The sequence below is a fragment of the Yersinia sp. LJYL362 genome (assembly GCF_048323875.1).
On record NZ_JBLWEX010000292.1, the window covers coordinates 1 to 15,737 of the forward strand.

Below are 15,737 nucleotides of genomic sequence, written 5' to 3' on the forward strand. Positions count from 1 at the left end.
AAGAGCTATCAACGATAACGCTTTAAATATGAACCACTTTACTCAAGATGTCGTGCATAAATAGGTCTGTACCACAGGCCGAGACGCATTAACTCATGACCGGCTTTTAATAGCAACTCTTTTTAGCGGGCAAACGGAAGATTCTTGTTTACATGACTAAAATAGAACCAAAAAAGCTATTTATTATACTCTTGATGCTCCATTTTATGCAGAATAATCAGTAAAAATATTGTGAATAAACCTTAACACTCCCCTGTTTCTAGACCCCAGTGGATAAAAAAATTCTTAATCGCCAGTTTTAGTCCTGTTTGCTACTTGCCAATGGAAAGTTTATCCATTGAATTTGCTATTATAAGTCGTCACTTATCCTTGAGAGAAATACATGAAGCCCAAGTCTGCCACTTTAGATGATGTTGCACGCCAGGCTGGTGTTTCCTATCAAACTGTGTCGCGCGTTTTAAACCAAGCCCCTCATGTCTCGCTTAAAACACGTCATAAAGTTGAATTGGCTATGGTTGCGTTGAACTATGTTCCTAACCGGGTAGCCCAACAATTAGCCGGCAAACATAGCCTGACACTCGGGCTAGCCACCACCGATCTTTCTTTGCATGCGCCCTCGCAAATAGCCGCCGCAGTAAAAAGAAAAGCCCGTGAACTGGGGTATAACGTCGTTATCTCCATGGTCGATGACCACGGCGAACATTCCTGCCAGCAAGCGATAAACGAGTTACTGGCTCAACGTGTTGATGGGATTTTAGTCAATGTTCCTTTAAAGCCTAAACACAGTCAGAAAATTACCGAACAATGTGCCGACACTCCGGTACTTTTTCTCGATGTAGACCCACAGTCTGCTACTTTCAGCGTTCTATTTGATCCCCAAATAGGCGCAATGCAAGGTGCCAACTACCTTATTGCATTAGGCCACCAGCAAATAGTGCTTATCTGCGGGCCCAAAGACGCTATTTCAGCCCAGTTACGCTATCAGGGCTGGTTGCAGGCGCTGAATGATGCCTCTCTGGCGCCGCAAGCAGTCTACTATGGGGAATGGAGTGCACAAAGTGGCTATCAGGCAACGCAGAAATTGGTTGCCAGCAATACTGCGTTTAGTGCCATCTTGGTGGCTAACGACCAAATGGCGCTGGGTGTACTTCGTGCTCTACATGAAAATAATGTTGATATTCCGGGGGCCGTTTCTGTTATCGGTTATGACGACACAGCAGACAGCGCTTATTTCCAGCCGCCACTCACCACCATCAGGCAAAATTTCAGATTATTAGGGGAAGAGTGCGTGTCCCGTCTCATCGTCAGGTTACACCACACCATTGCACCGCCCTCTCACTCGTTGTCGTTAGCCACTGAACTTATAATCCGCCAGACCACTGCCCCTGTTAACCTGACGGGGTACAAAAACAAATAAATGCGATCACTCTCGACTATTTAACCCACCGCTATTTACTTTATTTTCAGCTGAATTCATCTTGAAGACACTGTAATTGTGAGCGCATAACATTTATATAGCTAACTCATCGCGTTAGCGCAAACAAGCTAACTTTCGTAAAAGATAAGGCTGAAATCATGATGGCACAGCAAGAAATTAAACAGCAGGCTACACCAGCCCTATCGCAGATTTTGCTTCGCAGGGATTGGGAGAATCCGCAAATAACGCAATACAACCGCCTTGAAGCGCACCCTCCATTCTACAGTTGGCGTCATGTCGATGCCGCTCAAAGCGATGCACCCTCCTCGCAGCGTCAATTACTCAATGGACAGTGGTCGTTCAGCTATTTTACACAACCAGAATCAGTGCCCGATGAATGGGTTGAAAAAGATTTGCCCGAAGCAGTATCTATGCCGGTACCTTCCAATTGGCAACTCCACGGCTATGACACCCCGATTTATACTAACGTGCAATACCCAATTCCTGTTGATCCGCCACGGGTACCGCAAAATAACCCAACCGGTTGCTATTCATACAATTTCACCTTTGAGCCTGACTGGCTCTCCTCGGGTCAAACTCGCATTATTTTTGATGGTGTGAGTTCTGCGTTCTATCTCTGGTGTAACGGTCGGTGGGTCGGGTATTCCCAAGACAGTCGCCTACCCGCGGAGTTTGATCTCACGCCATACCTGAAAGCTGGAAATAACCGTATTGCTGTTCTCGTATTACGTTGGAGTGATGGTAGCTATCTGGAAGATCAGGATATGTGGCGTATGAGTGGGATTTTCCGGGATGTCAGCCTACTGCACAAACCAGATATTCATTTGCGAGATATTCACGTCTCTACGCATTTATCATCAGAATTTAGCTCTGCGCATTTAGAGGTGATGGCCGCAGTTAGCATTCCGATGCTTGATATTAATAACTCGCTAATTACCGGGGCCTATCAAATCCAGGTGCAGCTTTGGCTAGCGGACTCATTGGTCGCCAGTTTGCAACAGCCTCTTGGTACTCAACCCATTGACGAGCGAGGCCATTATACTGATCGCACTCATCTTAGTTTGCGAGTTGCACATCCCTTATTATGGAGCGCAGAACAACCTACGTTATATAGAGCTGTCGTCTCGCTACTGGATAGTCAGCAAAAACTGATAGAAGCGGAAGCCTATGATGTTGGCTTCCGGCAAGTGATCATTGATCAAGGTTTGCTTAAAATTAATGGCAAAGCGGTACTAATTCGCGGTGTGAATCGCCATGAGCATCACCCGAAAACAGGCCAAGCTATTGATAAAGAAAGTATGCTGCAAGATATCATTCTTATGAAACAGCATAACTTTAATGCCGTACGCTGCTCACATTATCCCAACCATCCGCTATGGTATCGCCTGTGCGATCGTTATGGTTTATATGTTGTCGATGAAGCCAATATCGAAACTCATGGGATGCAACCTATGGGACGACTTGCTGATGATCCACAGTGGTTTTCTGCTTTTAGCGAACGAGTTACGCGGATGGTTCAGCGTGATCGTAACCACCCTTCTATTATTATTTGGTCATTGGGCAACGAATCAGGCCACGGTGCGACTCATGATGCGCTCTATCGTTGGATAAAAACCAATGACCCCACGCGCCCGGTACAATATGAGGGGGGCGGTGCAAATACTCAGGCTACCGATATTGTTTGCCCCATGTATGCCCGTGTAGATGAGGACCAACCTTTCCCCGCGGTGCCTAAGTGGGCCATTAAGAAATGGATTGGCCTACCGAATGAATCTCGTCCATTAATTCTGTGTGAATATGCCCATGCAATGGGGAACAGTTTCGGTGGATTCGCCCGCTATTGGCAAGCATTCCGCCAATACCCTCGACTACAGGGGGGGTTCGTTTGGGACTGGGTCGACCAAAGTCTCACCCGTAATGATGAACATGGTCAACCTTATTGGGCTTATGGTGGGGACTTTGGGGACAGCCCCAATGATCGTCAATTCTGTATGAATGGATTAGTTTTCCCAGACCGCACCCCTCACCCCAGTTTGTATGAGGCGCAATGCGCACAACAGTTCTTCCAATTCTCATTGGTGAGTACCTCACCGCTAGTGATCAGCGTAACCAGCGAATATCTATTCAGAAACAGCGATAACGAGCATCTGTACTGGCGCATCGAATTAGCCGGTAAATCAGTTCTGGAAGGGAGTTTCCCATTAGAGCTATCACCTGAAGACACGCAAAATTTCACCCTGTCCGAGCAGCTACCCGTTATTAATGAGCCAGGCGACTTATGGCTGAATGTTGAAGTCAGGCAGATAGAAGAAACGTCATGGTCACCCAGTTATCATCGTTGCGCTTGGTTCCAAGGGCGTTTAGCCCGTCCGCTATCTGTTCTTCGAGAGACCTCCGGCGTAGCGGAGTCTTGCGCCCCCCAGCTGCATCAAGATGCGCAACATATCACGGTGGTTCATCTCCAGCAGCGCTGGTTATTTAGCCGTCAAACCGGGTTGCTTGAGCAATGGTGGGTGGGAGGGAAAAACAGGCTACTTACCCCGTTGCGCGATCAATTTGTTCGTGCGCCATTGGATAACGATATTGGTATCAGTGAAACAACGCGGATTGATCCGAATGCTTGGGTTGAACGCTGGAAAAAAGCGGGAATGTATCAACTGGAGCAACGTTGTTTATCACTACAAGCCGATACATTATCTCAGGCTATACAAATCAGCGCGGAATATATCTACGAGTTTGCCCAAGAACAATTGTTACATACCCAGTGGTTATACCGTTTTGATCAGCAAGGGCGTATGACCATTGATGTCCGAGTCAAAGTTGCTACTTCCCTCCCCTCCCCAGCAAGAATCGGGATGTGTTGCCAGTTGTCTGATGTTTACGAAAATGTTGACTGGCTTGGGTTAGGGCCACACGAAAACTATCCTGACCGTCAGCTTTCAGCCCAACATGGTCACTGGTCGCAACCCCTTGAGGAGATGCACACTCCTTATATATTTCCGAGTGAAAATGGGTTGCGCTGCAAAACCAATTTTTTGAATTACGGGAATTGGCAATTAACTGGTCAGTTCCATTTTGGTATCAGCCGCTACAGCACACAGCAACTCATGATGACCAGCCATCAACATTTACTTAAACCGGAACCCGGCACCTGGTTAAATATTGATGGTTTCCATATGGGAGTGGGGGGTGATGATTCATGGAGCCCTAGCGTCCATGTCGATAACATACTCACAGATGAAACCTACCAGTATCAGGTCAGCTGGCAATATAAGAACGAAATTTGAGGGCAGGAAGAGACTACTATTGCTACTACGTTAACGCACAGTTTCAGATTTATCCCTATATCGAACTTAAGGAAATATTCCTAGTATCAATATGTTCTAAACATCTCTTAGTCTCGCTTATTGTAATGCAACGAGTCATACATGTACGACCCCTTTGCAAATTTATGCGCCCACCCTATTGGGCGCTTTTTTTGTTTTGGGCGTTCCCTTTCTGCTTTCTACCTTTTGTAACTTTGTCATAGCTTAAGCACATTCACTCCATGAATTATTTGGATGACAGGGCTAAGATAATCACTTCGTCATCAGCACAGATTTTGACTCGGTATCTTCATGTTACAAGAGGAATATTATGACATTGTTAACCCATCTTCCTACGAACATGGTCGCTATTGAAATTACGCAACCTGGTGGTCCTGAAGTTTTAACGCCCATTCAGCGCCCTACGCCGATGCCCGCGGCGGGTGAAATTTTGGTGAAAGTTTCAGCCGCGGGAGTTAATCGCCCTGATGTCATGCAACGCCGAGGTCAATATGCACCACCACCAGGAGCCTCCGATATCCCCGGATTAGAAATTGCAGGTGTTGTGGTTGCTATCGCAGCTGATGTTACGCGCTTTAAAATTGGCGACAAAGTGTGCGGGTTAGTCGCAGGTGGCGGCTATGCTCAGTATTGCGTTATCAATGAAACCAATGCCTTACTTATCCCCGCAAGTCTGACTGAAATCGAAGCGGCAGCATTACCAGAAACTTTCTTTACTGTGTGGACAAATCTATTCCAGCGTGGTCATTTTACCGCAGGTGAGACTGTATTAATTCACGGCGGATCTTCCGGTATAGGTACTACAGCAATATTGTTGAGCAAAGCATTTGGCGCAAAAATGGTTATTGTCACCGTAGGATCAGAAGAGAAGCGTCAAGCATGCCTGGCATTAGGTGCCGACATCGCCATTAACTATCACACGGAAGACTTTGTTGCCGAGACCAAACGAGCCACCGCAGGGAAAGGTGCTGATGTTATTGTGGATTTAATTGCGGGTGATTATGTCGCCCGTAACTATGAAGCTGCTGCAATGAATGGCCGGATAGTTCAAATTGGCACCCAGAATGGGAATGCCAAGGACCTGAATCTGATGCTAATGTTGCTAAAGCGCCTGACTCATACCGGTTCAACATTGCGCTCGCGTACTGTGGCTGAAAAAGCGCTTATCGCCAAAGCACTGGAACAACACGTTTGGCCATTGCTGGGGGCTGGAAAAATGAAACCACAGATATTTCAGACTTTCCCACTGGAAGCTGCCGCTCAGGCCCATGAACTGATGGAAAGCAGTACCCACATTGGTAAAATTGTTCTGACCACTTAAGGTTACTACGCGCTATAATTACGCGTACCATGAAAATTCATCAGGTGGATTTGAAGCATAAGCGCTTGTTTTCATCTGATGAGTTAATAATAACTCCGCATTATCACCTATCAAACCATAACAGTTTTACTAACTAATCAACCAAACTGATATACCTTAAATTTAACTTTTCGTGTTATTCTATAACAAACCGCTATGATTTAACTTATATGAGTATTCATCACAAGGTCATGACTATGGACATAATTAAAAAAATATTAATCGACGACATCGCAAGAATAAATCTGAAAGAAAAAAGAGATGGTCGGTTAAAATTTAACAGCGATTTTGTCTACAAACATCCCTATCTTTGCCTTGCGATGTTGATATCATACTTTTTTGTTTTAGTTTTGATGTACTTAACCCCTTACTTTGGCACTGGCTACATGGTTGCCTTTACCGTTTTCTTTGTTTTGATGTCTGCTGTTCTCATGATGGAAATCAAACCCGTATTTAAATTTGAGGATATTGGTATCCTCGATTTACGTGTTTGCTATAACGGTGAATGGTTCTTTAGCCGAGCATTATCGACGCAAGCAATTGATGAAATATTGAATAGCAAAAATATCGGCGATGATTTTAAAATTCGCTTTAAACATATTATTAGCAATAAAGGCGAAATAGACTTCTATGATGTCTATGATTTAGCCTATCTACAAAAAAAGTCTATGCTTTCCAATGAGTCCAACCAAACAGCATCGTTGGCCAGTACCTCTGCTATCCGGCAATAATTATAGGTATCCTGCATCGTTTTACCCTGCTGAATCCTCAGTAGGGTATGTCGTTTTGTATCCCTAAACACACTTTTTCAAAGCGAAGAATGTGATGATATACATCGCGATGAACACCGACCGTTATCCCGACAACGCCCCCAGTACACTCACCTTTTATTCATCAAAGTCATTATATTTATTAAGAAAATATCGTTAACATGTTAAAAATGGCGCCTATAATAATATTATTGTTTCTAATGATAAAAGGCTGCCAGGCATGGACAAGATTGATGAACAATTGATTGCCATTTTAGCAAAAAATGCACGGATATCTCTGAAAGACCTTTCACAGCAAGTAAACCTCTCATCCCCGAGTACTTCCGAGCGTCTACGGCGTCTCGAAGAACGTCATATCATTCGCAGCTATACACTAGACTTGGACCAGCAAGCATTCGGCTACAATTTGCAAGCCATTGTACGCGTCAAACCCTTAGCAGGAATGCTGCGTATAACAGAAGTGATGATTCAAGGAACACCAGAATGTGTTGAGTGTGACAAAGTGACCGGTGACGATTGTTTCATCAGCCGCTTATATATCCACTCGATGGAACAGCTGGATACGATTATTGACCGCTGGTCAGAATATGCCGAAATCCAGACATCACTCGTCAAATCCTCCCCTATCATGCGGCGGCTCCCCCCCTTAATTCAGTTGTCCCGGGAAAGTAAAAACTGAAATCTGTACCCTACCCCTCATTTTATCTATAATAAAGGGTTATGCTTTACATAAATAATATATAGAAGCGAATAGATGATGAGTAATAATCAAAGTTATGCGTTGGATTCATCCATTCTTACGCTCCCCTATACCCGTTGGGGCCAAGATAAAGTGCAAGACTCCAGTACCATCGAGGCTCTGGAGCAAGGTAAAGTACTTTTCCTGCCTCATCTGGCATTTGAATTGAGTGAAGAGGAAAAGCAACTGCTTAACCCTGAACTGGTTGATACTAAACGCAAAAATATCAGTTTTAAACCGCTGGAAGGCGCACTGACCGGTGTGACTGATGAGAGTAAAGTTACATTAACGCGCCAGTTGCTGGAGCGCTATTATCAAAGTTGCCTTAGTCTAGTGAATCAATTACTACCGGAGTATACCGCTGCACTGCACAGCCCGACTAATAGCCTGCGCTTGCACCCAGTCACCGCCTGGCGCGATAAAACATCATGGCGGAAGGATGATAGCCGCTTGCATGTTGATGCTTTCCCTTCGCGGCCTAATTATGGTGAACGCATCATCCGTATTTTTACCAATATTAACCCTCATAATGAACCTCGATCATGGCGCGTAGGCGAAGATTTTACGCAATTAGCCAGCCGCTATTTACCGCAACTCGATAGCTATTCCCCAATCAGCAGTTGGTTGCAGCATAAAATTGGGATCACCAAGCGCCGTAGAAGCCATTACGATCACTTGATGCTTCAATTACATGACAAAATGAAATCAGATGCCGATTACCAAAAAAATGGTGTGCAACAAGCTATTGATTTCCCATCTGGTAGCAGTTGGATCTGTTTTTCAGATCAAACACCTCATGCGGCGATGGGGGGGCAATTTATGTTAGAACAAACGTTTCTCCTGCCCGTTGAGGGCATGAAAGACCCTCAGCAGTCTCCGCTAAAAATATTGGAATCATTGACGCAGAAGGCACTGATATAACACCTCGCTTGCGATTGTAGACTGCCTACTGAAAATCCGCTGACGAAGCGGATTTTTTATTCGACCTCTCCGCCAAAAAAAATGCTTATACGACTTGATCCCTGATAAAAAAATAAATATTATTTCCACAGAATGTAAGCCAACTCCATAATAGCTTTATCCGAGGCAAACATATTAGCCTTTCCGGGCATAGTCTATGTATTGAAACTATTTAGCTGTTCGCTTTGTGTTAACGATAGGTTTATATCTTGGATATTGGTTTAATTTTAGATGTGAATTTTACACCCGACGACTGTTGAACCTTATCAGATAACTATTGGAGGTTAATATGGTTAAGGTCTATGACAGAAATAGAAACCAAATTATTCCTGGCAAACGTGTTATGGTCGCGCAAACTGGGGAGGTTGACGTAGCAAAGGCTATCCATGCAGAAGGATTGGCCCCTGTTCAGGCTGAGCGTGAGCGGGTTGTCGAGTTACAGCACACAGGGAAACGCTACGTACCTTTCGATTTAGTTAGACTGGGTTAATAATACTTAAATTGTAGTACTTCCGCTAATTGAAACATTGTCTTATTTAAGTTATCACTTATTTCCGGAGCTTATCTGTATTTAACAGATAGCTCCGGCTTCTTATTTATATAACCTTAGCTATACTAAGATTCAGCTTAATGGTTAGCGGTAATAAGCCCACATAGCAACGTATTATTCTAATGTGGGCTTTTTTATCTTACCAGGTAGATATTAACTCATCCTGGATAGCTCTAACTTAAATATGGCATGCAGGCTCTATCACTTGAGCCACTTTCTTTTGGAATGTCTCAAGTTGACAAAGTTTGTTGTCCCCCTCGTTCTCACAGCCTTCGATGGCAATTGGAACAATTCTTGCTGGGTTATTTTTTAAATCTAATTTTTCAGCATTCCGCAGCTGGTCCATCGTTTGATAGAACATTTTCACGGCCACATAGCGCTGGTGGTTACCTGGACTCTGCCATAATTCAAAGACCAGCCCTCCGCCGGGCGGGGTGTTATCGGGTTGCTGTGGTAACTGCCAATGGGCTCCTAACATACCGGCAATATTGGCAATATTGGTATCATGCCCTCCGAGGAACAGCAATTTGGTCTGTGGTGACAGTGGCAGTGTTTGGCCCTGAGCATCGCGTTGCAACACTAATGCCGTATCAATTTGTTGCAACAGAGGGGTCCCTTTGTGCCGGGCGATATAAGGGGTTTTGGCCATTAAATCGAACTGCGCGTTATGCAGCGACAATAATGAAACCCAGTTATCTTCACCGCTGAGACGGTGCCAGGCTACATCCGGCATAGCTTGCGAGTTTTGTAATAGGAAAATTTCACCCAATGTCGACGACAGTGCCAATGGCCCACTCAGTGAAACTTTCGTCCCTTCCTTATTGACCGTGATTTCATTTGCTGCAAAAGTCGCAAAATCACAGGTTTTTCCTTTTTGTTGGGGTGAATGGCAATAAGGTGAAGCCGCAAAATTCAGCACCTCGCCCATCAGGGCGAAGGGCTTAGCATAACGCTGACTCAGATCACTCAATGGCCCGCCCAGCCGTTCTTCAACAGCCTGATGAACCTTCTCTGAGTCCAGTTTACATACCCCCGCTTCAACGGTGTGGAACAGTGGATCAACTTTCTTCAAATCAGCCTGATAATGTACTTTCAGACCACAACCCGGCGCAATCCCGTCCAAAAATGCCTGCCCGGTTAAGCGGGTACGTTGATCGATATCCGCTTGCGCATAAACGGTTCCATCTACCGGACACCCCGCAGACAGCAACCCTTGACTGCGGAAATAATCACCATAAAACCCGCCCATCAACGTCACTAACTCAGCCCCCCGGGGCGTCAAATAGCCCGCTTTTACTGGCCATTGAGGCCATTTATCAGGGGTGACATCATTCATCAGCTGGGTTTGTTTTGTCGGGGAACGAACACCATGCCGACTCAAAATAACCACGCGCTCTAATGTGTAGCCGGTAAGGTGTGCGACATCGGCTGCGGCGCTGGCCGCAAAACTACTGAGTATCAAAGTGAGTGCGGATAGCCGCAGACATTTTTTTGCAACCGTCATAATTTTATATCCTTATTAAAACGACGAATATTTTTGCCCCATCGAGTATGGTCGACGTTTGCGGACCTCACAATGTGGAAAAGCCACCAATATCCCCTTCATAGAGGCTATGAACGGTAAAAATTTTATCACTGAACGCGCTAAACTTGATTCGCTTCTCATTGTTAGAGCGATATTTAGCCGATTATGTTATTAACGACACTAATACTTAAAGGAGGTATAACCCCGCAAGATCAATCTGGTCATTGGCCGGACAGTCTTTAGCGCATTAGGTTTGATGGATATAGCCCGTCATCCAGTGGCTATACATACAAATTATAAGGAGTCTGACATGCGGAAAGCAGGTGATATCGACAGAGTCATGTCGGCCAGACAACTTCCCAATAAAGCCGTAGCCCTGATTCTTGCAGGTGGCCGCGGTTCACGTCTTAAAGATCTTACGTCTGTCCGAGCAAAACCCGCTGTTCACTTCGGCGGAAAATACCGCATTATTGACTTCGCACTATCAAATTGCCTTAATTCGGGCATTCGCCGTATCGGCGTGATAACGCAGTATCAGTCTCATACCTTAGTGCAACATATCCAGCATGGCTGGTCATTTCTCAGTGAAGAAATGAATGAATTTGTTGATTTATTGCCCGCGCAACAGCGTCAAGGAGGTGAACACTGGTATACCGGCACCGCAGATGCGGTTTTCCAGAATCTGGATATTATCCGCCGCTATCGTGCTGAATATGTGGTGATTCTGGCGGGAGATCATATCTATAAGATGGATTACTCGCGCATGCTGCTCGATCACGTAGAAAGTGGCGCGGCTTGTACTGTGGCCTGTATTGAAGTGCCTAAGGAGGAGGCAACGGCCTTCGGTGTAATGGAAGTCTCCGAAGCGCTACAAGTGAAAATGTTTTGGGAAAAACCCGAAGATCCCCCTACTTTGCCCGGAAAACCCGATAGCAGTCTGGCCAGTATGGGGATTTATGTATTTAACGCAGAATTCCTGTTTGGCCTACTCGAAAGCGATCACGCGGACGAAAACAGCAGCCATGACTTTGGCAAAGATATTCTGCCGAAAATCACCGAACAGGGCCATGTTTGGGCACATCCGTTCTCATTATCTTGTGTCTCTACATCACCCGATACCCCTGATTATTGGCGTGATGTCGGAACCTTAGATGCCTATTGGCAGGCCAACCTCGATCAAGCGGCTATTACGCCAGAACTCGATATGTACGATTCACATTGGCCAATACGCACCTATGCGGAGCCATTACCACCGGCAAAATTTGTTCAGGATCGTTCTGGCAGTCATGGCATGACCATGAATACATTGGTGTCCGGCGGCTGTTTTATCTCCGGCTCAGTGGTGGTCAACTCGGTATTATTTTCCCGAGTGCGAGTCAATTCGTTTTGCAATATAGACTCTTGCGTATTACTACCCGACGTCAATGTGGGCCGCTCTTGCCGGTTACACCGTTGTGTCGTAGACCGCGCCAGTACTATCCCCGAGGGTATGGTCATTGGTGAAAATGCAGATGAAGATGCTCGCCGTTTTTATCGGTCGGGAAGTGGTATTGTTCTGGTAACGCGAGAGATGTTGGCTAAGTTGTAAAGGCCGAATATGATCAATGTGGGATCGGGCAGACATGGACAAGCAGGGAATAATTTATATAATCAGGCCAAACGAATAAAAGGGTCTGAATATGTCATTTACTGAATGGGTGATTTTGGGTGTAGTGATTGGTTGTGCCGTTGGTGCCTTACTGAAAATTTTTGGCAATAAAAAAGACAGCTAGCCCTTTCAGTTCCCTCATTAATTAAAAAGCGGCCATTACCGGCCGCCCTTCGTATTGACTAACAGACTTATCGCTATCAGCGCGTAACAGGCACAGCCACTTCAGGTTGTACAAAACCATAGCGGCTCAGTGGTGTGACTTTCACTGAGGTGGGTGATGACTTAATGGCAAATTGCTTGGTTTCGCCCGGCATAATATAAGGGCTGCCCAAGGGAACAACCTCATTGCTCGGAACTAAAATCACCTGCGGGCCAAGGCGAACCACATGCTTGCTCGGGTTTTTAATTATTAAGTTATTACCTGAGGTGGATAAAACCAATTCTTGCCATGGGGTTTTAATCTGTGGCACAGAGTTTGGCTGAATTAGAAAACCAATTTCCTGACGAATTGGCATGACTGTCGCATTACCCGGCACCTGTTCAACACCTTCAAACGAAGCTTTAAGCAAGACTTCAGAATCCAGTGCTGTGCCTTTCTTCAATACAAAGTTAACTTGCTGACTTTGCCCTGCATCAATTCGTGTTACCGGCGGGGAAATCAAAATTTGCTTACTCAGATTTTTGCCATCCAAGTCGACCAATTTGGTTACCAGTAATATTGGGTTTGTCGATGTGTTTTCGATAGTAAAGCTGGTACGTCCATCATTTTCTTTTAAAATAACCGTGGTGCTTTCTAATTTGAAAGATGCATAAGATGTCAAACTCCAGCAACTTAACAACACCAGAAAATTCAGCATAAAAAATGATTTAACACGTTTGAAGATATGAGTGTATGCAGTCATTGCACCAACACCGCCATTATTAACCATCGTATATTTCATAATAGATCCTATGTCTAAAAAATAGTTACTGAGTATCAGTTTACGCTACAATTTTAAAATCAATGACATACAGCGTCGGCAACTTCATACAATGCATCCGGATCAAACTTCTCCGGCTCAACATAACTCACAATACATTCACTGCGGTTGGTCGCCTTAACACGTAATGTTGCCCCAATCGCTTTGTTTTCCAACATAAAGTTGCCATCACCAATAATCGTTCCCAGGAAGTTGCCCTTTTCGTCGAGCACGTTGGCGCCCACCGGTAACATTTCACCGCTACTATCACGAATACTCAGCAGCAACTGGCGGGTTTCTGTTGCCTCAAAATTACGAGTCGCAACGGTACCACGAGTCATCTTCAAATCTGCACTGGTGCTGTTAAGACGAATATTCAGGGGTAATGTTTTGGTGCTTATCTGTGCTTTTGATGCCGTATAAGGCATCACGGATGGCAATAAGGCCGTTCCCGCATAATCGGTGATCGACGTTCCGCTGCTGGGCGAAGAAACACGCAAATTAGATTGACTCGGTACATTTATCACCGCAAAAGTATCGCCGATGGCCGCTGAAGACGTCGCAAAAGTGTTATTCGCATAAGCCATTGATCCATTGGCCGAAACATAGGCTGACCGGCTATTATTGGTGGCCTGAGAAACGCCACCAGCAAGTTGTGAATAGGCCGTGTTCATATTCAGTGCCCCATTAATACGCCGCTGACTATCACTACCAGTGATACCGACCTGGTACCCTTTGTTATCACCCCAACGGCCTTGGTACGTGCTACCTAAGGTCATGTTGCCATTGTTGCGTTGCATCCGCCCGCTGAGCGTTCCGTTGCCTAATGGCATATTGATGCCGATATAAACTGAGTTTTGCCCCTGCGAAGTTGACTGAAAACTTAACGTGGTGGTCACTCGGCCAAATTGTTCACTCGCAGAGAATGTATGGGAAACACTGTCTGCAGCCTGATAATACATATTATTAGACAAAACGTAGGAAAATGCGCCCCAACGAGGATGTGCCCAAGATACGGCAGCTGATGTCGAATTCTTCAGTTTGCCATATTTTAGCTCATTCAGATTATTGCCACTGCTCAGGGCATTGTCCGGCGACCAATAATTCAAGGAGTCATATACTGTCGACAATGAAGCACTCAAATTGCCATTAATGGCTACTTGATTTTGTAATGTCAGCTGATAACCCTGCCCGATATCTTTCGTATTAGAGTAATTTGCCGCCGCTGAAAACCAGGCGCTCTCCAGCCCGCTATAAAGATTTTGTACCCTGAGATTTTGATAATCAGGGGAAACCAGCCCGGCCGAGGTCATACGCCATGCACTCATCGGGTTAAACGACATCTCAGCCGATGCCAGTAATGGCGATTTAGTTTCACTGTCATTCAGGCTATCCCGATAACGGCCTAGCCCCAACTGATATGTGGTTGCCTGTTGTTCTAAATTAGGGTCAAGAGAATTTGATACCGTGAAGTGCTGCTGGGTGCCGTCTTCTTCAATAACATCAACATCTGTCACCACACCACTGGAGAAATTGCTGATGTTGGACAAAGAGAATGGCCCCGGTGGCACGACGGTACGATAAATAACCCGTCCACGTTGGCGAATTTCAATAGTGGCGTTGGTATTGGCAATCCCTTCAATTGGCACTACCAGCTGTGTATTATTCAGTTGAGCATTATCGGAATACAGCTGGCCACCCACAATTGGCAGGCCCGAATAAGTGTCGCCGACTAAACCAAATTCGCCCAACTGCACGACCGATTTCAGAGATTCTACTGCGCGTAATGCGTAGGTTTCCTGATTATCGTAATGGCCCACCCCTTGATTATAGGTATAAGAACCCCGGTTGCGCAGTACCCAGTTATACAGATTAATACCCGGCTGAAACTGCCCTTGAAATAAATTAAGATTATCGCTATTAGTTTCGATCCGCTGGCCGAACAAATTATAATTCAGCAATAATGCATGACCGCCACTTTGGTAGTCACTGCTTTCCATTTCGGGATCAAATGCCTCTTGAGGCAAGGTCATTTCTACGCGAAATTGGCCAGGGAATAACTTGATGGCGACACCCGGCCACAAAGCTTCAAGGTTTTCACAGCTATCGCCACTGTCTTTATGACGCAACTTCAATGCAATCAGTAAATTACGATCCGCACACAAATTACCTTCCGTATCAAAGGTGGCTTCAGCATGATAGGTTTTATTGGCATTAACGATGATAGAAACATCATGCCGACCGGGTAAAAATCTATCCTGCTTACTAAAAAAATTCGCTAATTCAGCCGAATACCCCAACCCTTCCAGTGTTTTTATGTCAAACACCACGGCCCCCTCTTTTGTGGCGGCAAGAGCCACTACAGGGAAAAGAGAGAAGAGGAATGCTGTAAACGAAAACGATACGCAACGCGCAAACACAATGGTGTCCTAAAGGTAAGGGAAGCTAATGAGGTAAGG

Annotated in this window: 11 protein-coding genes; 8 read left to right on the forward strand and 3 right to left on the reverse strand. The window is 45.3% G+C overall.

The features are described from left to right. The first annotated feature begins 382 nt into the window (after positions 1-382). From ACNSO8_RS20365 to ydfZ, 7 genes are all read left to right on the forward strand, one after another. On the forward strand, positions 383-1,417 hold the full coding sequence (locus ACNSO8_RS20365) for a LacI family DNA-binding transcriptional regulator (protein WP_418395702.1): 1,035 nt from the start codon (positions 383-385) through the stop codon (positions 1,415-1,417). Positions 1,418-1,578: 161 nt separating this feature from the next. Then, positions 1,579-4,725: a beta-galactosidase gene (locus tag ACNSO8_RS20370; RefSeq protein ID WP_418395731.1), complete on the forward strand. Its 3,147-nt coding sequence runs from the start codon at positions 1,579-1,581 to the stop codon at positions 4,723-4,725. A gap of 349 nt (positions 4,726-5,074) precedes the next feature. After that, on the forward strand, positions 5,075-6,085 hold the full coding sequence (locus tag ACNSO8_RS20375) for an NAD(P)H-quinone oxidoreductase (RefSeq protein WP_418395703.1): 1,011 nt from the start codon (positions 5,075-5,077) through the stop codon (positions 6,083-6,085). 236 nt (positions 6,086-6,321) lie between these two features. Further along, positions 6,322-6,855, forward strand: a complete 534-nt coding sequence (locus ACNSO8_RS20380; protein ID WP_418395704.1) for a YlaC family protein — start codon at positions 6,322-6,324, stop codon at positions 6,853-6,855. A 259-nt stretch (positions 6,856-7,114) separates the two neighbouring features. Continuing rightward, on the forward strand, positions 7,115-7,573 hold the full coding sequence (locus tag ACNSO8_RS20385; protein WP_418395705.1) for an Lrp/AsnC family transcriptional regulator: 459 nt from the start codon (positions 7,115-7,117) through the stop codon (positions 7,571-7,573). 827 nt (positions 7,574-8,400) lie between these two features. After that, the gene (locus ACNSO8_RS20390) at positions 8,401-8,484 is read left to right on the forward strand and encodes a hypothetical protein (RefSeq protein WP_418395732.1); all 84 of its coding nucleotides are present in this window, start codon (positions 8,401-8,403) and stop codon (positions 8,482-8,484) included. A 398-nt stretch (positions 8,485-8,882) separates the two neighbouring features. After that, positions 8,883-9,083, forward strand: a complete 201-nt coding sequence (gene ydfZ / locus ACNSO8_RS20395; RefSeq protein WP_418395706.1) for a putative selenium delivery protein YdfZ — start codon at positions 8,883-8,885, stop codon at positions 9,081-9,083. 238 nt (positions 9,084-9,321) lie between these two features. Here ydfZ and ACNSO8_RS20400 read toward each other — a convergent pair whose 3' ends face one another. Further along, positions 9,322-10,647: an AppA family phytase/histidine-type acid phosphatase gene (locus ACNSO8_RS20400; RefSeq protein ID WP_418395707.1), complete on the reverse strand. Its 1,326-nt coding sequence runs from the start codon at positions 10,645-10,647 to the stop codon at positions 9,322-9,324. Between the two features lie 331 nt (positions 10,648-10,978). On the opposite strand from ACNSO8_RS20400, the gene glgC reads away from it, so the two are divergent. Next, positions 10,979-12,256 (forward strand): glucose-1-phosphate adenylyltransferase, encoded by a 1,278-nt coding sequence (gene glgC / locus ACNSO8_RS20405; protein ID WP_418395708.1) that lies wholly within the window; start codon positions 10,979-10,981, stop codon positions 12,254-12,256. A 260-nt stretch (positions 12,257-12,516) separates the two neighbouring features. Here glgC and ACNSO8_RS20410 read toward each other — a convergent pair whose 3' ends face one another. Then, the gene (locus ACNSO8_RS20410) at positions 12,517-13,221 is read right to left on the reverse strand and encodes a fimbria/pilus chaperone family protein (RefSeq protein ID WP_418395733.1); all 705 of its coding nucleotides are present in this window, start codon (positions 13,219-13,221) and stop codon (positions 12,517-12,519) included. Between the two features lie 98 nt (positions 13,222-13,319). Beyond that, positions 13,320-15,698 (reverse strand): fimbria/pilus outer membrane usher protein, encoded by a 2,379-nt coding sequence (locus ACNSO8_RS20415; RefSeq protein WP_418395709.1) that lies wholly within the window; start codon positions 15,696-15,698, stop codon positions 13,320-13,322. Between the last annotated feature and the right edge of the window lie 39 nt (positions 15,699-15,737).